The organism is Armatimonadota bacterium (assembly GCA_016125185.1).
Classification (GTDB): domain Bacteria; phylum Armatimonadota; class Fimbriimonadia; order Fimbriimonadales; family Fimbriimonadaceae; genus Fimbriimonas.
Genome location: WGMG01000006.1, coordinates 929,928 through 950,426, shown reverse-complemented (window position 1 = coordinate 950,426; position 20,499 = coordinate 929,928). Strand labels below are relative to the sequence as shown.

Annotated in this window: 20 protein-coding genes; 6 read left to right on the top strand and 14 right to left on the bottom strand. The window is 58.8% G+C overall.

The features are described from left to right. Nucleotides 1-13: 13 nt before the first annotated feature. Entirely contained in the window at nucleotides 14-3,271 is a 3,258-nt protein-coding gene (locus GC165_12345) for a protease (GenBank protein MBI1333656.1), read from the top strand. A gap of 310 nt (nucleotides 3,272-3,581) precedes the next feature. Here GC165_12345 and GC165_12340 read toward each other — a convergent pair whose 3' ends face one another. From GC165_12340 to GC165_12330, 3 genes are read right to left on the bottom strand one after another with little or no spacing between them, the layout of a single operon-like run. Beyond that, nucleotides 3,582-4,100, bottom strand: coding sequence for a hypothetical protein (locus GC165_12340; GenBank protein MBI1333655.1), 519 nt, complete (start codon nucleotides 4,098-4,100; stop codon nucleotides 3,582-3,584). A gap of 32 nt (nucleotides 4,101-4,132) precedes the next feature. Next, a complete protein-coding gene (locus GC165_12335; protein MBI1333654.1) occupies nucleotides 4,133-5,326 on the bottom strand; it encodes a sodium:proton antiporter in 1,194 nt (397 codons plus the stop codon). Further along, nucleotides 5,323-6,585: a TIGR00341 family protein gene (locus GC165_12330; protein MBI1333653.1), complete on the bottom strand. Its 1,263-nt coding sequence runs from the start codon at nucleotides 6,583-6,585 to the stop codon at nucleotides 5,323-5,325. Before GC165_12330 ends, GC165_12335 begins: the two co-directional genes overlap by 4 nt. A 280-nt stretch (nucleotides 6,586-6,865) precedes the next feature. Between GC165_12330 and GC165_12325 the strand changes: the two genes are divergently transcribed. Beyond that, on the top strand, nucleotides 6,866-7,165 hold the full coding sequence (locus tag GC165_12325) for a hypothetical protein (GenBank protein ID MBI1333652.1): 300 nt from the start codon (nucleotides 6,866-6,868) through the stop codon (nucleotides 7,163-7,165). A 54-nt stretch (nucleotides 7,166-7,219) separates the two neighbouring features. Here GC165_12325 and GC165_12320 read toward each other — a convergent pair whose 3' ends face one another. The 3 genes from GC165_12320 to GC165_12310 are packed head-to-tail and all read right to left on the bottom strand — an operon-like array spanning nucleotide 7,220 to nucleotide 11,876. Beyond that, nucleotides 7,220-7,444, bottom strand: coding sequence for a hypothetical protein (locus tag GC165_12320; GenBank protein MBI1333651.1), 225 nt, complete (start codon nucleotides 7,442-7,444; stop codon nucleotides 7,220-7,222). A 6-nt stretch (nucleotides 7,445-7,450) separates the two neighbouring features. Continuing rightward, nucleotides 7,451-8,905: a DUF1501 domain-containing protein gene (locus GC165_12315; GenBank protein ID MBI1333650.1), complete on the bottom strand. Its 1,455-nt coding sequence runs from the start codon at nucleotides 8,903-8,905 to the stop codon at nucleotides 7,451-7,453. Nucleotides 8,906-8,912: 7 nt separating this feature from the next. Further along, a complete protein-coding gene (locus GC165_12310) occupies nucleotides 8,913-11,876 on the bottom strand; it encodes a DUF1553 domain-containing protein (GenBank protein ID MBI1333649.1) in 2,964 nt (987 codons plus the stop codon). A 177-nt stretch (nucleotides 11,877-12,053) separates the two neighbouring features. Between GC165_12310 and GC165_12305 the strand changes: the two genes are divergently transcribed. Then, nucleotides 12,054-12,527: a DUF4440 domain-containing protein gene (locus GC165_12305; GenBank protein MBI1333648.1), complete on the top strand. Its 474-nt coding sequence runs from the start codon at nucleotides 12,054-12,056 to the stop codon at nucleotides 12,525-12,527. A gap of 13 nt (nucleotides 12,528-12,540) precedes the next feature. Continuing rightward, entirely contained in the window at nucleotides 12,541-13,050 is a 510-nt protein-coding gene (locus tag GC165_12300; protein ID MBI1333647.1) for a GNAT family N-acetyltransferase, read from the top strand. Nucleotides 13,051-13,303: 253 nt separating this feature from the next. On the opposite strand, the gene GC165_12295 is transcribed toward GC165_12300, so the two are convergent. From GC165_12295 to GC165_12280, 4 genes are all read right to left on the bottom strand, one after another. After that, a complete protein-coding gene (locus GC165_12295) occupies nucleotides 13,304-13,798 on the bottom strand; it encodes a hypothetical protein (GenBank protein ID MBI1333646.1) in 495 nt (164 codons plus the stop codon). Continuing rightward, a complete protein-coding gene (locus GC165_12290; GenBank protein ID MBI1333645.1) occupies nucleotides 13,795-14,574 on the bottom strand; it encodes a methyltransferase domain-containing protein in 780 nt (259 codons plus the stop codon). The genes GC165_12295 and GC165_12290 overlap by 4 nt, the downstream gene beginning before the upstream one ends. A 10-nt stretch (nucleotides 14,575-14,584) precedes the next feature. Next, the gene (locus GC165_12285; protein MBI1333644.1) at nucleotides 14,585-14,998 is read right to left on the bottom strand and encodes an OsmC family peroxiredoxin; all 414 of its coding nucleotides are present in this window, start codon (nucleotides 14,996-14,998) and stop codon (nucleotides 14,585-14,587) included. Nucleotides 14,999-15,359: 361 nt separating this feature from the next. Then, on the bottom strand, nucleotides 15,360-15,863 hold the full coding sequence (locus GC165_12280) for a hypothetical protein (GenBank protein MBI1333643.1): 504 nt from the start codon (nucleotides 15,861-15,863) through the stop codon (nucleotides 15,360-15,362). On the opposite strand from GC165_12280, the gene GC165_12275 reads away from it, so the two are divergent. Both GC165_12275 and GC165_12270 read left to right on the top strand, forming a co-directional pair. Then, nucleotides 15,854-16,447: a DUF664 domain-containing protein gene (locus tag GC165_12275; protein ID MBI1333642.1), complete on the top strand. Its 594-nt coding sequence runs from the start codon at nucleotides 15,854-15,856 to the stop codon at nucleotides 16,445-16,447. The genes GC165_12280 and GC165_12275 overlap by 10 nt on opposite strands. Further along, nucleotides 16,444-16,977, top strand: coding sequence for a hypothetical protein (locus tag GC165_12270; protein MBI1333641.1), 534 nt, complete (start codon nucleotides 16,444-16,446; stop codon nucleotides 16,975-16,977). Before GC165_12275 ends, GC165_12270 begins: the two co-directional genes overlap by 4 nt. Here the strand turns inward: GC165_12270 and GC165_12265 are convergent. From GC165_12265 to GC165_12250, 4 genes are all read right to left on the bottom strand, one after another. Further along, complete coding sequence (locus GC165_12265; protein ID MBI1333640.1) at nucleotides 16,968-17,354, bottom strand: DUF1634 domain-containing protein; 387 nt, start codon at nucleotides 17,352-17,354, stop codon at nucleotides 16,968-16,970. The genes GC165_12270 and GC165_12265 overlap by 10 nt on opposite strands. Then, nucleotides 17,354-18,190 (bottom strand): TSUP family transporter, encoded by an 837-nt coding sequence (locus GC165_12260; protein MBI1333639.1) that lies wholly within the window; start codon nucleotides 18,188-18,190, stop codon nucleotides 17,354-17,356. Before GC165_12260 ends, GC165_12265 begins: the two co-directional genes overlap by 1 nt. 104 nt (nucleotides 18,191-18,294) lie before the next feature. Next, nucleotides 18,295-19,857, bottom strand: a complete 1,563-nt coding sequence (locus tag GC165_12255; protein ID MBI1333638.1) for a peptidase S10 — start codon at nucleotides 19,855-19,857, stop codon at nucleotides 18,295-18,297. 21 nt (nucleotides 19,858-19,878) lie between these two features. After that, complete coding sequence (locus tag GC165_12250) at nucleotides 19,879-20,439, bottom strand: DUF2239 family protein (protein MBI1333637.1); 561 nt, start codon at nucleotides 20,437-20,439, stop codon at nucleotides 19,879-19,881. Between the last annotated feature and the right edge of the window lie 60 nt (nucleotides 20,440-20,499).

Sequence of the window (20,499 nt, the reverse complement as noted above, 5' to 3'; positions counted from 1 at the left end):
TAAAAAGGCTTTAATGACTCCACTTCCCTTCTTCGCCCTTTTGGCGGCAGGTCGGCAATCGGCGTTTGACCCGGGACCCAACCCACTCTTGATGCAACACCCGACGATGAATGCGACAACCATCGTGTTCAGCTTTGCGGGCGACCTGTGGTCGGTGCCACGAACTGGCGGCGACGCCAAACGGCTTACGAGCGCTCCAGGTATCGAAACCTACCCATACTTCTCGCCGGATGGCTCGACCATCGCGTTTACGGGCCAGTACAACGGCAACACCGACGTCTTCACGGTCCCGGTCGAGGGCGGAGTGCCCAAACGACTGACCTATCATCCAGGCGGCGAGCAAGTTCAAGGCTGGACACCGGACGGCAAATCAATCATCTTTGCTTCGAACATGCTTTCGAACACCGATGCTCCTCAGCTTTTCACCATCTCGAAGGACGGCGGCGTGCCCCAAATGCTCCCGTTCCCGATGGGGACGATGGCGTCGTTCTCGGAAGACGGCAAGCAACTGGCCTACGTTCCGGGCTTCAAGTGGCAAGACGCCTGGAAGCGATACCGAGGCGGCCAGGCATACTCGATTTGGATCGGCCAAATGTCGGACTCGAAAGTGTATGAGATTCCGCGCAAGGGGTGGAACGACTTCCAGCCGATGTGGATTGGCGATAAGGTGTACTTCCTGACCGATCCAAAGGGCCCGGTGGGCCTCAGCAGTTTCGATCTCAAGAGCAAACGCGTCACGGATGAGATTCCGGGCGAGGGCTTCGATATCAAGTCCGCCTCGGCCGGTCCCGGCGCGATCGTCTACGAAAAGCTCGGCTCGCTGAACCTTTTCGACTTGAAGACGAAGCAGACCACACGGCTGAACATCAACATTCGAGGCGACTTCCCCGAGGTTCGGTCTCAATTTAAGGACCTTCGTGGCGACATGACGGGCGGAAGCATCTCGCCCAGTGGCAAGCGGGCGGTGTTGGCCGCCCGCGGATGGGTGATGACGGTTCCGGCGAGCAAGGGCGACATCCACCAGATTGACGATAAGCAGGGCGTTCATCGCCGAGATCCAGCCTGGTCGCCGGACGGCAAGACGATTTCCTACATCTCAGATGAGAGCGGCCACCAGCAGATGGCGTTCTACGATGCGGCAACGGAAAAGGTCAAACTCGTGGACCTCGGCGATTCGCCGGCTTATTACTACGGATCGGGCGCTTCGTACTGGTCGCCGGATTCGAAGAAGATCGCCTATTACGACAACCGCAACAAGCTCTGGATTCTAGATGTCGAATCTGGAAAGAGCACGTTCGTCGACCAGACGACATATACCGACCCGAATGTGAATTTGGTCGCCCGATGGTCGCCCGATTCCAAGTGGATCACCTGGGCGCGAGACCTCGATAGCCACATGCAAGCGGTGTTTGTTTTCAGTCTCGATTCGGGCAAGAAGACGCAGATTACAGACGGCCTCAGCATGGCAAAGAGCCCGATTTTCGACCGAGACGGCAAGCATTTGTACTTCTTTGCCAGTACGAACGCGGGTCCGGGAACCAGTTGGCTGGACATGTCAAGCATGACCAGCCCAGTGCTTCTGAGCTCGATGTACTGCGTGGTGCTCCGCAACGACCTGCCGAACCCGCTTCAGCCTGAGAGCGACGAGGAGGTCGTGAAGACTCCCCCGCCACCCGCCGACGGGGATAAGAAAGATGAAAAGCCAGCCAAACCGGAGTTCACCATCGATCTCGACAACATTGAGCGGCGAATCATCTCGCTCCCGATGCCGACGATGGAGTACCAAGGCTTAGAACCAGGACCGGCCGGTTCGTTCTTTGCCTTGGCCACGCCGCCGCATGTGAATCCACAGGCAGGAAGTCCGATCTCTACGATCACCAAGTGGTCGTTTGCGGACCGCAAGGCAACCCCATTTGGGTCAGGTCGAACGATGACAACGACCCCAGACGGTTCGAAAGCACTGGTCATGGGGCTCGGCGGCGCATCAATCGTCAGCACGGCAGCTCCGATGCAGCCTGGCGCAGGAACCTTGGACCTCGACGACATGAAAGTGAAAATCGATCCGAAGGCTGAATGGAAATCGATCTTCAATGAGATATGGACGAACGAGCCGATCCTGTTTTATGCGGCGAACCTGCATGGAATCAACGCGGAGCAGATGCGAGCGCGCTATGCTCCGTTCGTTGAAAACGTGGCTTCGAGAGCCGACTTGAACTACCTGTTCACAGATATGCTCGGCGAAATCTCCATCGGCCATATGTGGGCCCGCGGCGGTGACATTCCTGGCGTTTCTGGCACCCCCGGCGGCCTCTTGGGCGCCGACTTTGTGTTTGAAGACGGCAAGTACCGCATCAAACGCGTCTACGACGGCGAGCGATGGAACCCGGGCCTATATGCGCCGCTGGCCCAGCCGGGCGTCAACGCAAAGGCGGGTGAATATGTGCTGGCCATCGATGGCAAGGATCTGCAGGATTCGAACGACATCTACGAAATGCTGGAGGGCAAGGCCGGAAAGCAAGTGAAGGTCAAGATCGGGCCCAACCCGAACGGGGATGGATCGCGCGAGGTGACGGTTGTCCCGGTGGCAAGCGAATTCGCGCTCCGAAGCCGAGCCTGGGAAGAAGACAACCGGCGATACGTTGAGAAGATGACCAAGGGCCGGGCTGGTTACGTCCACGTGCCGGATACGGGCAGCGGCGGTTGGACCTCGTTCATCCGCTACTACTACGCTCAATCGGACAAGGACGGAATCGTCGTGGACGAGCGGTTCAACCACGGTGGACTCATCGCCGACTACCTGGTCTATGAGATGGCGAAAGAGTTGGACGGCGCATTCACACCCCGAGACGGCAAGGACTGGCCGACGCCAGGATCGACGATCTACGGCCCCAAGGTCATGCTCGCCAACCAGTTCTCTGGCTCGGGCGGCGACATGTTCCCGTGGCTGTTCAAGCATAAGAAGATCGGTCCCTTGGTTGGCAAACGCACCTGGGGCGGCCTTGTCGCGGCGTTTGGCTTCCCCACCGTCGATGGGGGCGAGATCAACTCGCCGAACTGCGCATTCTACAACGTGGCGGAGAATCGTTGGGACGTGGAAGGTCACGGCGTCGATCCTGATTTCGACGTCGAACTCGATCCATACCTGTGGCGGCAAGGAAAAGATGCTCAGCTAGAAAAGGCGATCGAGGAGATCAATAAGGCGCTGGCTAAGTACCAGCGGCCGATTCTCCACCGACCGCCGAATCCGGACAAGAGCAAGATCGGGAATTAGTGGTTACCTTACAACTGGATTGACTGCTTAAGACACGGATGGGCATCGCTCAGCTACGCCCAGAGAAGCTCATCCGTGCCAACTCCCTATCTCATATTTATTTGCTGGGTAAGGGAGTCAATATTCCAGAGACTAGATTTGCACCGTTTGGTCGTCTGCCTCCTCCCCACCGCTTCGCTTCGCTCAGCGACTCCCCCCGTGGAGTAGCGTAGTTATTCTTCATGACTTATGTTCAAGGGCTCGTGGAGCCGCACAAATCTCAAAAAGTATGACTGCGCGGAAAAGCATTGTTCGTCGCCTGGCGACGCTTTTAGGACCCCAGAATCGAGCCGAGAAGAGAGCGGTCTTCGCCGTCAGGGTGACAGGCCATGTCGATCACGACAGTACACGCGAGGATGAGCACGTCGTCTTCGCCGGGAGCGATGTCGACGCCGTAGCTGTCGGTCCACGAGAACCAGCTTTTCGAGACTCCGGCGACTACGCGACCTTGGCGAATGAAGCGGTATTCGTGGTCAGTGAAGTTCCCTTCCGCTACGAGATCGTCCGGCCCGGGAACGTCAATGAAGAAGGTGCAGTGGAGGAACGTGAAGAGCTTTTTCGTCACGGTTGCGAAGTGTTGTCCGTTGCGGAAGATGTCGTACTTTGGGCCCCAACTGAGCAGCTCTTGCCGGATGAACGCTAGCTCCTGCCGGTTCATGGTTTGAAACGAGAGCTGCTTCCCGATGGAAAACACTCGTCCATCAACGAAGAATCGGTCCTGCCCGTATTCGTCGCGGATAACGAAATCGTCGCCCCACGAGAACAGCTTCTGGCGCATCTGATATCGCATGCTTCTATTCCGGGGTACGCGAATCTGGCCGCTTAGGTTTCGGCGGGTTCGGGCGGGACACGCCGGATCAGGAACGGCATCGTGATTCCCTGAACGACAACGGAGAACGCCACGACGCCAAACGCAACCGCCGCCACTTCTTCCCGCAAGGGGAAGGTTTCGGGCAGGCCGATGGCGAGCGCCAGCGAGAGTGCGCCGCGCAAGCCGCCCCACACCAGCACATGCTGGTGCATGCCGGAGATTCGATGCTTGGACCTTCCGAAGAGGGCAGAAACACCGTAGACGGAGATGGCGCGACCGATGAGCGACGCGCCGATGCCAAGGCCAATGAGACCGGCATGGCCGAGGAGATCGGAACCGAGGGCGTGTTCCCTCACCCCTATCAGGAGGAAGACGATCGAGTTGGCCACGAAGGCGGCGAACTCCCAAAAGGCTCCGACGGCTTCTCGTCCGGCGTCGGTGATCGAGCCGATGCTCCCCAGATTGCCGATCATGAGGCCAGAAACGAGGACAGCCAACACGCCCGAGCAGTGGAAATGCTCGGCCAAGACAAATGAGCCGAAAGCCGAAACGGTGGTGAAGCTGAGTTCGATCAGGTGTTCGTCAGTTCGACCGGCGAGGAACAGCGATGCTCCGGCGACGAGTCCGCCGCAAAGGATTCCGCCGCCAACCTCTTGCAGGAGAGATTTCACGGCAAGGCTAGGGGTGAGGGTCGTGCCAGTGGCGACTAGGACAGCGAGGGTGAAAACTACGGCGGCGGCGCCGTCGTTGAACAGACTTTCGGATTCGACCAAGAGGCGCAGGCGGCCCTCGACTTTGAGTTCCTTGAACATGGCGATGACCGACACCGGGTCGGTCGCAGCGATGAGGGATCCGAAAACAAACGCAACCGGCCACGGCCAGCCTCCCAGCAAGGCCATCGCCGAGGCGACGACTCCGCCCGACACGATCACGCCGACGGTGGCTAGGGTCAACACCGGAGCAAAGTTCTTTCGGAGGTCGGACCAACGAATGAAGAAGGCGGCCTCAAAGATAAGCGGGGGAAGCAGGGCGCGGAAGATTAGGTCCTTGGTGAATGGGTAGCCCTCAAGAAGGCCCATCGAGGCGAGAATGCTTCCGGCGAAGACCAGTCCGACCGTGTATGGCAGACGTAGCCGCTTAGCAAGGAGCGCCACCAGCGCGGCGATGAAGAGTAGGAGCTCGACGTTGTCGAAAGACAGGTTCACTCCGGCGACGCTCCGTCTCCAGCTTCCGCGTTGTTCGAATCGGTTCCGAGCGCGTTATTGGCGTCCGCGGGCGGCTCGTTGTTGCTGTCGCTCGGAGGCTCGTTGTTCGCGTCGTTGGCCGCATTGGTGTCCGTTTGGGGCACGTGGGAGTCGGGCACGAGCGGAGTGATCTCAGTCGTCGTGTCGCTTGCGGTGGATTGGACGTCCTCGATCGGCGTTGCCTTCGGTTCGATCACATGGAGATAGCCTTCGACCGTCGTTTCCTTGGTGAGCTGAGATCGAACGTGGAGTTCGGTCGGACGGCCAGCAACCGTTGGCAGTAGGTCCTGCAAAATCTTGGTCTGCTCGGGCGTGATCGAGTTTGGCGCGCGCACGAGCGCGACCACTACCGACTTTTTGTCGATGGTTCGGAACCGGGTTTCGGCGAGGTATGCGCCCGGGATGGACACCAAGCCGCGTTCAAGCTGAATCTTGACGTCTTCCTCGAATCGCTGTTCCCGAACCGTACTGCCCAACTGCACGTAAAGGAATACGGACAGACCCAGGAATAAGGCTGCATCGATTACCAGGCGGCGGACAAAGCCGGTGTCGCCGGGGTCACGATGCGTGACTTTGTGGTATCCGAAGGCGAACAGCACGACCGATGACGCAACCTGGATGGCGACGAGGTTGGTGAGAAAGAGGATGAAGGCACCGGCAGCGAGGTCGTACAGGCTGCGCGAGACGCAGATTCCGCAGACGGCGAGGGGCGGCACGAGGGCGGTGGAAATCGCCACGCCGACTAGGCCGACGCTCACGCGTGGCGAGACGGTCGCATAGGCACCCGCAGCTCCTCCAGCCAGAGCGACAGCGAGATCGAGCAAGTTCGGCTTCGTGCGCGCGAGGATTTCTTCGGTAATAGGAAGGTCGCCGTGGATATGCCCAATAACGTAACCCAGGATCAGAACCATTCCGACGCCGACGACCTCGGCAATGACCGCGTTTTTGAGCAGAAGCGTGTCGCCATCCACCAGGGCCAAGGCCAGACCCATGATCGGCCCCAATAGCATCGCAATGATCATCGCGCCGATCACCACGGCCGTGCTGTTGGCGAGCAAACCGTAGGCAGCCACGACGGTGGCCAGCGCGTTCATGATCAAGTACGGGGAACTGAGCATCGCCCCGGTCGCGATCGTTCGCCGGATTTGGGCTTGATGCTTGCTAAGACCACCAGGTTCGGGAGCCTGAAGGATTTCACTTTGGATGGGGGAGGCGTCCATAGGGTATAATTTAGGTAAGTCGAGTCCGGTGATCACACCGGAGCGGGGGAACCACCTAACTTAGGGGTTAATCCACACAGGAAGAGTAACTTTCGGCTCTAACCCGGCAGCTAACCTCGTAGACACATCGAAAGAGAATGTACCACCATTCTCCCCGACCGATTGCATAAGGAGGTGTTCTATGCAGTTACTGAATCGCGCAGAGCGGTCTTTTAAGTCTGCTCTCATCAAAGATACAAGTACGCTCATTAGGAGCGCTAGGCCGGTATCCGAGAAGCTCATGGAGCTTCAGGCTATGGTGGCCTGGCACGGACATCGGCTGGAAGCCCTGATTCGGCTTTCCGAGAAAAACCGATCCGACGAAGCCCGTTTTGCGAAGTTGAAAACGCTTATCGCCATGCGGGAAAAAGCCGTCGGATACCTGTGGGCTACGGCCAAGTACTTGGTCCACAAGGAAAATCACCCGTTAACGTTGCGGCAGAAACCAACGTTCTTTGCAGCTCCCAGTTGGAGACATGGCGACGTGGCCAAAATCACTGGTGAGTCAACTGACGTTCCATTTATGGAATTTTCTTCGTAGGCTCGTACCGATTCTTTGGCCGCCTCTGTCCTTTCTTTAGGCAGAGGACCGGCTTTATTTCTGTTCGCTCGTCGGCTTGGCGTCCTTCGGCTTTCGGTACTGCATGAGGAGCCCGAGCACCAGGATCAGAACGGAGAGTGCGAGGATCCACGGCATGATTGCCTCCACCTTTTTGAAGGCTTCGCCGCCTGCCCAAAACAGGATCACTCCCAGCGTCATCCACATGCCTATGATGACAAGTTTGTTGAAAGGCTTTTTACCTTCGGCCATGTCGCTCATCCTACCTTACGCTACGATCCCGTCGATCACTTGGCCATAAACATCCGTCAGCCGGAAGTCCCGACCCGCGTGGCGATAGGTCAGCTTGGTGTGGTCGAAGCCGAGGAGGTATAGGATCGTCGCGTGGAGGTCGTGGACGTGGACCGGGTTGTCTTGAGCACGGAAGCCGAATTCGTCGGTCGCGCCGTAGACGGTTCCCTTTTTGACGCCGCCGCCCGCTAGCCAATAGGTGAAGCCGTAGTGGTTGTGGTCGCGGCCGTTGATCTTGCCGGCATTTGAGCCGGGTGTTGGGAGTTCGACGGTCGGAGTTCGGCCAAATTCACCGCCCCAAATGACGAGCGTGTCATCGAGCATGCCGCGCTGTTTGAGGTCGGTGAGCAGGGCTCCGATAGCTTGGTCGGCTTCGTGAGCCAGTCGACGGTGGTTGACCTCGAGGTCGTCGTGGCTGTCCCACGGCTGACCGGCGCCGTGGTAGAGCTGGATGAAGCGCACGCCGTGTTCGGCGAGGCGACGGGCGATGAGGCACTGCCGGGCGAAGTGCCCTGGGCCGTACATGTCGCGGATGGCTTGGGGCTCTTTATCGACATCGAAGACGTCGGTGGCTTCGCTTTGCATGCGGTAGGCGAGTTCGAACGACTGGACTCGTGCTTCGAGAGCGGCGTCGTTTTCTCGCCGGGCAAGGTGCTCGTGGTTCAGTTTTTGGACCAGGTCGAGTTGGGCGCGCTGTTCAGACGGGACGGTGTAGTGGTTACGGATGTTCTCGACGATTTTGTCGATGTCGGTCTGATTCGGGTCGATGTAGGTTCCAGCGAGGACGCCGGGGAGGAAGCCCGCCTGCCAGTTTTGCGTTTCTTGAATGGGGAGCCCACCTGGGCACATCGAGATGAAGCCAGGGAGGTTTTGATTTTCGGTGCCGAGGCCGTAGAGGACCCAGGAGCCCATCGAAGGGCGGATCTGGCGGGCGTCGCCGCAGTTCATCAGCATCAGCGACGGCTCGTGGTTAGGCACGTCGGCGTGCATGGATCGGATGACGCACATGTCGTCCACATGCTTGGCGACGTTCGGGAAGATTTCGCTGACTTCGATGCCGGACTGACCGTACTTTTGGAAGCTGTAAGGCGAGGCGAACGCGGCGCCGGTTTTGCGCTCGGTCGGCAGGTGAAGCGGAATCACTTGTCCGGCGTACTTTGTGAGCGACGGCTTGGGGTCGAAGGTGTCCACTTGCGACGGTCCGCCGTTCATGAACAGGAAAATCACGCGCTTGGCTCTGGCCTTGAGCGGAGGCAGTTTGGGCGCGAGCGGGTTGTAGGCGGTCCCAGTTTCTCCTCCCATCGCGAACGCAGACTCGCCGAGGAGTGTCATAAGTCCGAGCGCGGCGAACCCATTTCCCATCCGGCCGATCAGCTCTCGGCGGGTGAGAAAGTAGTCGCGGACGTGGCTATCGTGATCGTATTGGGACATGGTTCTCCTAGTCGATAAACATGAATTCGTTGGTCATCATCAGGGCTTGGGCGTAGAGGGCCAGGCGGGAAAGCGGCTCGGGCGGGGGCGGGCCGAACTCGGTTCGAGAGGCCCATTTCGAGCCGCCGTCGGTTCGAAGGATGGTCGGCGACCATTCGAAAGAATCGAACCCGTCGTTGCCGATTGGGTCGAGGATGAAGTCGATGGTGTCGCCCTTTTGGACCGTCGCGGACGCGACGGCGGCGTTGACACTGTTATTGTGGGACGTCCATTCGCCGAGAAGACCTTCGCGGCTGGAGACGATGCGGCCCCTCACTCCGTCGCCCTGGGCTTGGCGGTGGGTGATGTTGCCGGTGATGTGAATGGTCATCGAATCGGGTGCAACCCATCGCCGGATGACGGCGTGCTGTTGGTCTCGACCGGGGTGGCCACCGAACTGGTTGAGGTCGATGTAGCCGAGGTTCGGGTCGGGGAATTGATCGCCGACGTGGTACCCCTTGTCGTCGAAGACTTTGAGGCTTATGAACGGGCCGGTTCGTGCCCGTACGGCATCGAATGAGCCGTAGCCGTATTGCCAGATTCCTTCGGGGGATTCCATCGGCACTTGACTTCCCTGCTTCAGGTATTGGCGACCGATGGCCTCTTCGTCGGCACTTGGAAGGCGGTCGAAAAGGAGGAGATAGAGCCGCCGAACTCGCTGGCCATCGTCTTTGGCGTCAGCGATTTCCGGTCGCGTGCTGACCAGTTTGGCTTGCTCGACGCTGAACGGCGAGTTCATGAAGAAGAGCGCTTGTTGGGGGACAGTGGTTTCGAACCGCTTGGGACTGCTGACGTCGGGCGTGGCGAAATCGAAGGTGCGGAAGACGCCGGGCAGGTTTTGGCGCTCGATAAAGCCGTAGACGGAGCGACGGCCCGAGAAGGGCCGCGACCAAATATCGACGGACTTGCCACCGATGTCTTTCAGGTCGATTTTGCCGGAGGCGGACAGGAAGGTGTCGCGCATCTGCTCCATGTCCAGGCGGCGGCGGCTCATGTGGCTGAGGTAGCGGTTATCTGGATCGTTTTGGAAGGTCTTGGCGGTGACATCGGAGACTTGCCGGTAGGTTGCGGACATGACGATCAGCTTTTGGAGCTTCTTGATCGACCATCCGTCGTTCATGAACGTTTCCGCGAGGAAGTCCAACAGTTCAGGGTGGGTCGGTTTGTCGCCCTGGTTACCGAAGTCCGACGCGGTACGGACGAGGCCGTTGCCGAAGTGGTTTTGCCAGACGCGGTTGACAAAGACGCGAGCAGTCAGCGGATTGTCTTTGCTGGCAATGGCTTTAGCCAGGTCCAGGCGGCCACTGCCGTCGGTCCAGTGCGGACGCTCTTGGCCCGGCTTTGAGAGAGCGAGGAGGAATCGACGGGGCGCGGCATCGCCGTGGTTACCAGGATTGCCGCGCTTGAACACGACGCCATCATGGGGATTCGGTCCGTCCATCATCGCCATCGCGAATTCAGGTCGGTTGGGCTGGGCTTTCTCGGTCGAGGACAGATCGCCTTGCAACTCGCGGTACTTGTCCTGGGCGGGCTTCTCGAAGGACTCGAATAGCTTCTTCAGGTTATCGCCCTCGGGCGCGACGTTCTCGCGGATGCCTTGGAGGGTTTGCTTGACGGCGGCGGGGATGTTGGCGGCGGTGTCGGGAGTTTTGAGCATCTCACGCAAGCGGGCGGTTTGGGAGAGTGTCAGCTTGCGCATCTCGTCTTGAAGGCCATCGACTTTCTGCTCGTAGGCATTCCAAGCAGTTCGACTGGTGCGGTCGCCGATCGGGGCTTCTTTCTCGACCGATGATGAGAACACGGCGTATAGCGAATAGTAGTCCTGCGTCGGGATTGGGTCGAACTTGTGGTCGTGGCACCGGGCGCACTCGACCGTGAAACCTTGGAAGCCGCGCATGGTGACGTCGATTCGGTCGTCGATGATGTCGGGCTGGCTGTTGAGGAATCGCCGTCCGACCCGCAGGAATCCTAAGGCGGCGAGGTCATGGTTATCGTCGGCGTCAGTCATGCCGGGCAGACGGTCGGCGGCGAGTTGGTCGATGATGAATTGGTCGTACGGCAGGTCGCGGTTGAAGGCGTTGATGACCCAATCGCGGTAGGTGTAGGCGTTGGGGTAGTTGCGGTCTTCGTCAAACACGTAGCCTTTGGTGTCGGCGTAGCGGGCGACATCGAGCCAGAGCCGTCCCCATCGCTCGCCGTAGTGGGGCGAAGCCAGCAGACGATCCACAACTTTCTCGTACGCAGTTGGCGACTTGTCGGCCAAGAAGGCCTCAGTCTCGGCATCGGAGGGCGGGAGGCCGATGAGGTCGTAGGTTACGCGGCGGAGCAGCGTGCGTTTGTCAGTGGGAGCGGAGAGCGTCATTCCCGCGGATTCCAGCTTGGCAAGGACGAAAGCATCGATTGGATTTGCGACCAGCTTAGCGTTCTTGACCTTGGGAATTGACGGCATTCGCACCGGTTGGAGCGACCACAGCGGTCCTTTGCCGCTGGTGGTCGGTGCTTTGTCTTCGGGCCAGGGAGCACCCATTTTGACCCAATCGACGAGGACCTGAACTTCGGCGGGTTTGAGCTTGCCCCCGGCGGGCATCTTGACCGGACCAACCTGGCGTACGGAGTCGATGAGGAGGCTCTTGTCGGGATTGCCCGGTACCAGAGCAGGACCGGAGGAGCCGCCCTTCAGAAGGCTGGCTAGGTTATCGACGCGAAGACCGGCGGTTTGGGTGTCCTTTCCGTGGCAGGAATAGCAGTTTTCGACCAGGATCGGGCGAACTTTGTCCTCGAAGAACTTAGCCTGCTCGGCGGTAGGGGTTGGGGCGGGGGTTTGGGCCTGAACGGGCCCGACGCGCGAGGGCAGGAAGAAACTGAGCCCGGGAAGGGCGATCAGAATCCACCGAGCAAAAGTCCTTGGCGCGGGTCGGAAAACTTCCTTCATTTCCAGTTGGGGACGATCCTAGAATAACACACCCTACGAGGGCTGGTTTTGGTTCACGAAAGGTGAAACGAAGATTCTCGCGGAAAGTCGAAAAAATCGGTACCAAAATAACGAAGCGTTTTGTTAGAATCGGAAGGACTGTGCGCCTTTTGGAGCGCACCGTCTTCTTGGGGAATCATGAATAAACCATTGATCGTTTTGTCGCTCGGCCTCATGGCTGCCACCTCACTCGCGGCGGGCACCGTGCCGAAGGTCATTAAGGCCCGTTATACTGCTCTCGAGGGCACTATTCGCAAGCTCGACATTAAGTCCTTCGAGATGTCGTTCTCAAGCGATTATGTCTGCGTGGACCCTCAGGGCAAGAGCCAGAGCCGCGAGGACTTCTTTGCCGAAGTTGAGAAGCTGTTTGCGGACGCTAAGTCGGCGACGGTTAAGATCAAATTCTTCGATTCCAAGTCGCACGACGGCATGGTCGATGTGTCGTTCGACTTCACAACGAAGATCTCGAGCAAATTGCCAAAGACTCCGAAAACGGTCGTTCACGAGGTCGGCACCGACACATGGAAGCAGGTTGACGGGCAATGGGTGATGGTCAAGACCGTCGATACCAAGATGGACGTTACCACCGAGAAAAAGAAGAAGAAGGGATAAGCTCTCCTTCTCGATGGATTCTTTCGTCATTCGCGATGCCAAGCCTGGCGACGGGCTTGGCATCGCCACGGTTCAGGTTCAAACTTGGCGTGACGCCTATGCTGGGATCGTGGACCAGACGGTTTTGGACTCGCTTTCCATCGAGGAGGCAGGCATTCGGACCGAAGAGCGGATCGCCGTGTCGTCGTTTTTTCGGTTGGTCGCCACGGTTGGGGATACGATCGTTGGCTTTGCGGTTTATGGTTGGAAGCCGGAAAAGCCGTTTGAGTGCGAGTGGTTTTTGTTTGCGCTGTATGTTTTGCCCGAGTACCAGGGTGTCGGGATTGGGCGGGGTTTGCTGGATCGAGTGAAAGCTTTCGGTCGGGAAGCGGGGGCCGCTCGCCTGGTGTTGGGAGTCTTGTCGGCGAATGAGCCGTCGAAGGAGTTTTACCGTCGTCAGGGTGCGGTGTTTGTGGCGAACCATGGGTACCCCATCGGAGGGATGATGTATCCGACGGATTATTGCGAGATCGTTTTGCGATGAGGGGGGACCATTCGTTTCTGTTTTCCAGCTGAAAGGAGAACTGTTTCGAGCCACTTTCGGCAGTCGTTACTCACCCTCGCTCTGCTCGGAGGGGTCGCTTCCACCTTCGCTAAAGCTTCGGCGGACAAGCCGCTCCTCGGACTTTTTCTCGTGCCGGGACTTTCCTGGGGTGCAAGCACTCCAGGCTAAGGTCTGGGACACCTCCGGGGTCCGACCTTGGAGCAACAGGACCGCCTAAAAGGGTCAGCCGAACCTAGGGTCTATTGTGAGGGCTCAGTAACCTGTCAATGTCTGGGTTACCAGTCGGAACTTCGACCGTCGACCGGTCCGCACCTGCCTCGATCAGGGTTCGAACGATCTCTAAATGGTTAGGTTTTGGCTCGTTCATGGCTGACCAGACGGCGCAGCTCAATGCTGTTCCAAGGTAGGTATTGACTGATTCCAGGTCGGCATGGCGGCTTATCAAGAGGCGAACGGCTTCCAGTTGCCCGCGATTTGCCGCCCAATGAATGGCGTTCATCCCAGTCAGGTTTCCATCCTCGGGTCGGACGCCATGGTGGAGCAGGTACTCCGCTACTTGGCATCGACCATTGAAGCAGGCACACGAAAGCGCCTCATTCAACTCTGCTTGGTGGTCATCGAAACGGCCTTGTTTATGCCACTCGATGATGGAAGGTCCATCGAAGACCGAATCGAGAAGCGAGAAGTCGCCCTTCCGTAAGTGCTTTAGAACTGCGTCGAAACTCATGAACCTGACCGGTGATCGCTGACGACCAGCGTCAATGATCCTTCGAAAGTCGGTTGGATGGATAGCTCGCCGACAACTTCGGACCACCTTCCTGTGCGCAGATCATCGGCCAGCTTTGCGAGTCCTCGATCGATGGCTTTTGGTTCGACGAAGGTCCAAGCCGACTGCGAACGCCTGACGTTTTCGTCGAGGAATTTCTCGGGGCGGGCGTAGAAGGCTTCGGTGAAGCCGTCAGTGCAGTCGATGGGGATCGGAACCGGTCGGACCGAGACTTTGCCACCAAGGAGTTGAGACAAGTGGGCGATCTTTGGGTAGCGCTTGCGCTCGGCTTCCATGAGTTCGGGGACGTACTGAGCCAGCCAAAATCGGTCGAGGAGGTCACCGTCGAAGGTCAGAATTACAATCGGCCCGCATGTGACGCGCTTCAGTTCAGAGATTCCTTTTTCCAGATCGGACCACTGGTGGACTGTGACGGACGCCATAGTGGCATCGACCGATTGGTCGTCGAGCGGAAGGCTCTCTGCATAGGCGTCTATGGCGGGCGCGAGGTGGAGCGGACGCTGGCTTCGCATGGTCGCGGAGGGCTCGACGGCGATGACGACCCGGTCCTCGGGCTCGTATGAGCCGGTTCCGGCCCCAACGTTGAGAACGGTTTGGGCCGGACCGAGTGCCTCGTGGATCATGGCCGCGATTCGCGGATCGGGTTGGCGTTGGGCGGCGTAGCCGATTCCATGAACCGAGTAGTCGACATCTCCCCCGACCCGCGACGAAGCCATATCGTAGGTTTTACCCTTCGAGAGTCGCTTCGACGGAAATCTTAGCCTTGAGGACCTGGCTGACCGGACAGTTGAGCTCGGCGTCCTTCACGCAGGCATCGAAAACATCTTGACCAATGCCGGGGACTTTGGCCTTCAGCACCAAATGCGACTCCGTGATTTGGCCATTTTCAAACGTCACGAAGGACGTGGTTTCCAGAGATTCAGGGGTGAAACCAGCTTCACCAAGCACGAAACTGAGCTTCATGGTGAAACAGCCGGCGTGAGCGGCAGCGATCAGTTCTTCGGGGTTGGTGCCAACGCCTTCGGCAAAACGCGAGTTGAACGAATATTGGGTCTGATCGAGGGTGGTGCTTTGGGTGGTGAGGTGGCCCGATCCTTCTTTTCCGGATCCGTTCCAGACGGCGGTTGCGTGTCGTTTCATTGTTGAATCTCCTGCCGGTTACGGCAGGAGTATCTACGTTTAAAAGGGTTCGAGAGTCGCAGGATATTCCCTCGTTTGAGAGTGCGGTTCGTTATCGAACCCATCGAGCCGCCTCGCATCTCTTCGGATTAGGCAAAGAGTAGGACGCCCCCTTTGGGGCTCATATTTGAAAGCGCCCAAGGGCATCTAGCTCGGCTGAGCATGCCACCCAAGATCAGTATTTCGCACACATGCCGCCCCTCTGGGCTGAGAGTGGATTTTCTCCTCCCGTCTCCTGACACAAGTCAGGAGACACCCTCCCCCACTTTCGCTTCGCGAGAAGTCGGAGAGGGACCTTGTCCTAATCCCTATCAGGATCTTTCTAGCCGCCAGCTTTGGACGGGTCGAAGGGCTTACCGTCCATTGTCATTTTCATCTCGCCCCACGACATGCTGGACATCTTCCATTCTTTGCCTACCATCGTGTAGGTGTCCGTGCTGGTGCCTTCCTGGGTCATTGAGTGCCACTTCTTATCCGGGCCCATCATTTTGCCGACCATCGTGTGCTTAACCGTGGCGGTGGCGGACTTTGCTTTCTGAGAGAAGCTGAGGATCTTCGAATCGGCCTTGGAGACCTTCATTTGCGGCGAAAAGCTTTGCTTCACCATCGCCAGCATTTGGTCGAGATTCATGGTTTGGCCACCTTCGATGTACTTGAAGTCTTTGGTCACTCCGGCTTTGACGATTTTCTCAAAACCCTTGTAGTCCTGTTTCACGATCGTCTTGCCGACCTTCTTATTCATTTCGGCAATTTGGTTCTTCAGCGAGTCCGCAGAGGCCATCGAAACAACCCCAAGAACGGCAATCGCCATTGTCAATGTCTTCATCGTCGCTATTCTACAGACACAGAGACAAAAATGCCATCGTCGGCGCTCCTTTCGCCCATAATCGGGGCATGGCAGAGTCGCTGGCGTCCGTGTACGACGGATGGGAAGGCTACAATCGAAGCCTCATGAACGCGGTGGAACCGCTCACGGAACAACAGTTGGCATTTCGGCTTCACCCGGAGATCCAGCCGGTGGGCGAGTTGGCGCTGCACATCGCCGACGGGCGGATCGTTTGGTTCGAGCGGCTACATGCTCCTTTAACCGAAGAGCTGCGAGCGAAGATGGACACGCGAGCGGCCAAGCCTTCAACCGGACCGGAGTTAGCGGCTTGGCTAGGCGAGACCTACCGGATTGTGGATGGACTGCTCACCAAGTGGTCGGTAGCGGACTTACCAGAAACCTACGAGCAGGCCTACCAAGGCAAGGTGTACGCGGTCTCGCGGCAATGGGTGATCTTTCGGATGCTGGCCCACGACATCCACCACGGCGGGCAACTTAGCGAGCTTTTGGGAGCTCAAGGCATCTTTCCGCAGGAACTGACTTGGCTGGGCGGCCACCTAACCGAGCCGCCGGTGATCCGATGAGAATCGTCGAGGTTTTGCGGGCGGATGCGGACTACGCGTTTGCGGAAGTCATGAAGTCGATCGAGGGTGTGACGGAGGCTCAGGCGTGGGCGGTTCTGCCCAACGTTGGCCCGGACTATCTGCATACCGACGGCACCATCCACGCCATCGTTCACCATCTGGCCGGGATGAAAAAGGTCCACGGGAGCGTCTGCTTCCGCAACGCCGAGTACCGATGGCGCGATCTGTACGAGGACACGGTCAAGATCGAGCCAAGCTGGGAGCCAGCGGTGGAGTTTTTGATGGAGGCGCAACGGTACTGGCTGGATTGTTGGGCCGATCTCGATGACGACCGGCTTGACGAAATCCGTCCAACGAATTGGAAACAGGATCGATCGGCCCTCGAAATCCTGCGCATCTGCACTCAACACGACTCATACCATGCAGGGCAAATCGCGGTTCTGCGCTACGGGGTGGACGAGAGTTCGACGCCACCACCCAGCGTGGCAGAGGACATCTTGAAGTACTGTCGCGAACTGCCTTACTGGTAGCGGAGCATGCCGCCGATAAGGCTGGCGAGCAGGGTCGTGAGCACGATCGACGTGATGAGGACGTAAAGGCGGTCCTTTTCCTTGACGAAGCCGATCAGGGAAACGGCGACGCGCAGGACGGGGGTGAGGACGAGGAGCAGAACGCCGACGAGCATGATCGACAAGAAATCGAAGTGCGAGGCTCCGCCGAGGATTTCGCCGACAGCGCGGTAACGCTCGGGCGAAGGGCTGAATTTCGAAAAGGATTCGGGGTCGTGGCCATGGGCGGCTAGGAAACCGATCCAGCCGATTCCACCCACCAGGGCGGCGGCGGCGACGCCCCCGCGTAGGACGACACTCACGACGTTCTGCATCGAACCTTCGGTATCGCGCGGCACTAGATGCCCCCTCCCGATCCCTTGATGATCATTTGAATAGCGATGATGACGACCACCACCGAAAAGACGGTGCGTAGGGTCTTGACCGGCGCGTGGGGGAGAATCTTCGCGCCCACAGTCGAGCCCGCGAGGACACCGGCCATGACGGGCATGACGATCTCGGGCCGAACAAAGCCCTTGCTGAGGTAGATTCCCGCGCTGGCAGCAGCAGTGACGCCGATCATAAAGTTGCTCGTTGCGGTCGAAACTTTGAACGGGAGGCGCATGAAGTGGTCCATGGCGATAACCTTTAGCGAACCCGAACCGATACCGAGCAGACCGGAGATCGTGCCCGCACCGAACATGACGGCGAAGCCCTGTTTGACGCCGTGGGCGTCGTAGGCGACGGGTCCGGCGGCCGTTTGGTAGGTCCCGGAAAGCTCCAGCTTTTGGCAAAGCGGATCGGGCGGTGAGTCACCGGTTTCCTCATGCTTGGGACGGCTAGTCTGCCAGGCGGCTTGGAGCAAAATGACGCCGAAAATGATGCTGAGGGCGGTGGTGGGCAAAATGCCGCCGAGAAAGGCACCGAGGAGCGCCCCAATGGTGGTGGCGACCTCCAGGAACATTCCAACGCGAATGTTCGAGAGGCCATCGCGCACATAGGCAGCCGCCGCGCCAGACGAGGTGGCGATGACGGAGATCAGGCTCGCGCCGATGGCGTACCGGATGTCGACGCCGAGGAACAGCGTGAGCGCGGGCGTGACCACGATTCCACCGCCCAAGCCGGTCAGCGAGCCGAGAAACCCAGCGAGCAAGGCGATGACGAAAACGATCAGGGAAAAGGTGAGGAACGTCACGAGTGAACGATCACCCGCGACTGTAACGAGTCGTCTGCTGGGGAGCCGACCATAGTACTAGAATACCCCTCTTCGGCGGTCGGCCAAAGAGGGGTTGGTCGTCACTAGCCGCCGGATAGGACCATCTTCTCGAAGGCCTTGGCGTCGTCGTGGAGCTTCTGCCGCGAGGACTTTTCGATGTACATCATGTGGCCGGCGGGATAGAACTGGAACGAGATCTGCTTGCGCGTCTCTTTGTCTAAGCCCATGTGGTTGACCGTATACACCGTCGCGTTGAGCGGGCAGGCGAGGTCGTAGTAACCGCAACAATACATCACGTGGAAGTGCGGATCGCGAAGAAGGAGGTGGCTCAGGTCGGTGGCGGTCTCGGAGTACACACCTTCGTCCTCCGACCAGGGCCGGACTCGGCCCGAGTTGAGGTACGTGAGGTCGGTCTTGATACCCAACTCTCGGTCGAGATAGTCGTTGATTGTGCTGGTGAACGGTGGAGTCGTGGCGTCGTCGCTTGGGTCGCCCAGACCACGGTCGCCGACCTTCGTCTCCTCGCGTCCGGTGAGGCGGCCATCGTAGCGGCCGATCATCAAGCCTTCCTTGCGAAGAAGCTCCTTGAAGAACGCGCCGACGTTAACGGAAAGATTCGCGCCAAGGCAGTACTCCTTGCTGATGCCGAGGAATTCGGACATCTTGGTCGCGATGTGGTCCTTCTCCTGGTCGGAAAGGCTGTCGCCGCGCTCGAGGGCCGAAACGTACTCGGTATCCACGAACTGCTGTGCTTCTTTCACGACCTGATCGACAGTCTTGAATCGCGGGGCGAGCTTGTGGTGGTACCAGGCGCACGCCGCCATCGAGGGGAAGAAGCCGATGTAGGGCGAGTCATTGCCGCGCATGCCGCGGATGGTCATGTAGCTGCTGGTGCCGGAGATGCTGATGAAGCCATTGACGCCGATTCCGGCATTGACCAAGCTGGCGCTGAGGCCGGAGCCGCGGATACCGCCGTAACTCTCGCCGGCGATGAAGAGCGGCGAAGTCCATCGGTGATGCTCCTTCAGCCAGCCGCGCACGAACTCGGTGAAGGCTTGGATGTCCTGGCGCACGCCGTAGTATTTGGAGGCCAACGATTGGTTTGCCAGGCGGCTGTAGCCGGTGCCGGGGGCGTCGATGACGACGACGTCGGTGAAGTCCAGCCATGTGTCGGGATTGTCGACGGCTGTGTAGGGAGCGGCGGGAAGCGAGCCATCGTCGGGCATGGGAGCGCGCTTGGGTCCGAGGGCGCCCATATGGAGCCACATCGTCGCGCTTCCGGGTCCGCCGTTGAAGGCAAACGTGACGGGCCGCTTGGAGATGTCCTCATCGTCCTTGGTGTAGGCCACGTAGAACATTCGGCACTCGACTTCCCCGCTGTCGTTTCGAAGCGGAATCTGTGCCGCCGTCGCGGTGTACTTCAGACTTCCGCTCGGCAGGCTGATGGTGTGGTGCGTCACCGAAGTGGGAATCTCGATCGAGGCATTCTTGGTCTGCTCGCCAGAGCTTTGGGCAGGCGGTTCCTGCTGGTTGCGCTGGAACCGCCCCTGGCCCGGTCCTCGCTGACCTGGGCCTTGCTCACTTTGGGCGAATGCAAACGAGATGGATAGAGCCGAAATGATTAGAAAAGTAGGTACCCGTCCCATAAGGGGCAGGCTACCCAATGCCTACGCCGGTTCTGGCTCCAAAAACGAGTCGTGGGCCAAGAACATCGCGTATCCGCGCACGCTCTCGGGCCATTCGCCCATCTCTTCAGAGAACTTGTCGCGATCCTTTCGGTATAGGGCGCGAGTCGCTTCTTCGAAGTTGGGCAGGTTGCCCGCCACTGCGGAGAGGAATCGGCAGCAGGCGTCTTGAGACTGCTTCACGCGTTCGCGTCCGGGGTTCTGCTTCATCGCCTTTTCGACCAGTTGCCTCAGATGGGCAGAAGCTCCGCCACGCTGGCCGTCGAGCCAATCCCAATGGCGGGGGAGAAGCGTCACTTCGCGGGCTTTAACGCCGAGCTTGGGCCGACCGGGACCGACTGGCTTAATTTCGTCTTGCGCGTCTTGGTAAGGTTGGGCGAGGTCAAAGTCGATCTGTTTGCCCGTCCAGTCTTCGAAGATGATCGCGCTGTCTTTGCCTTCCAGGCGCAACATCTCGTGCACTTCGCGCCGAGTTCCCTCGGCGATGATGTTCGTACCTTCGAAAGCCGTGTATCGATCCAGCCTTGGATTGAAGTTCGTCATGGTGAATTAATATTACCCGGATAATATTGTTCTTCGCTACGGGATTGGTAAAATCGGCCC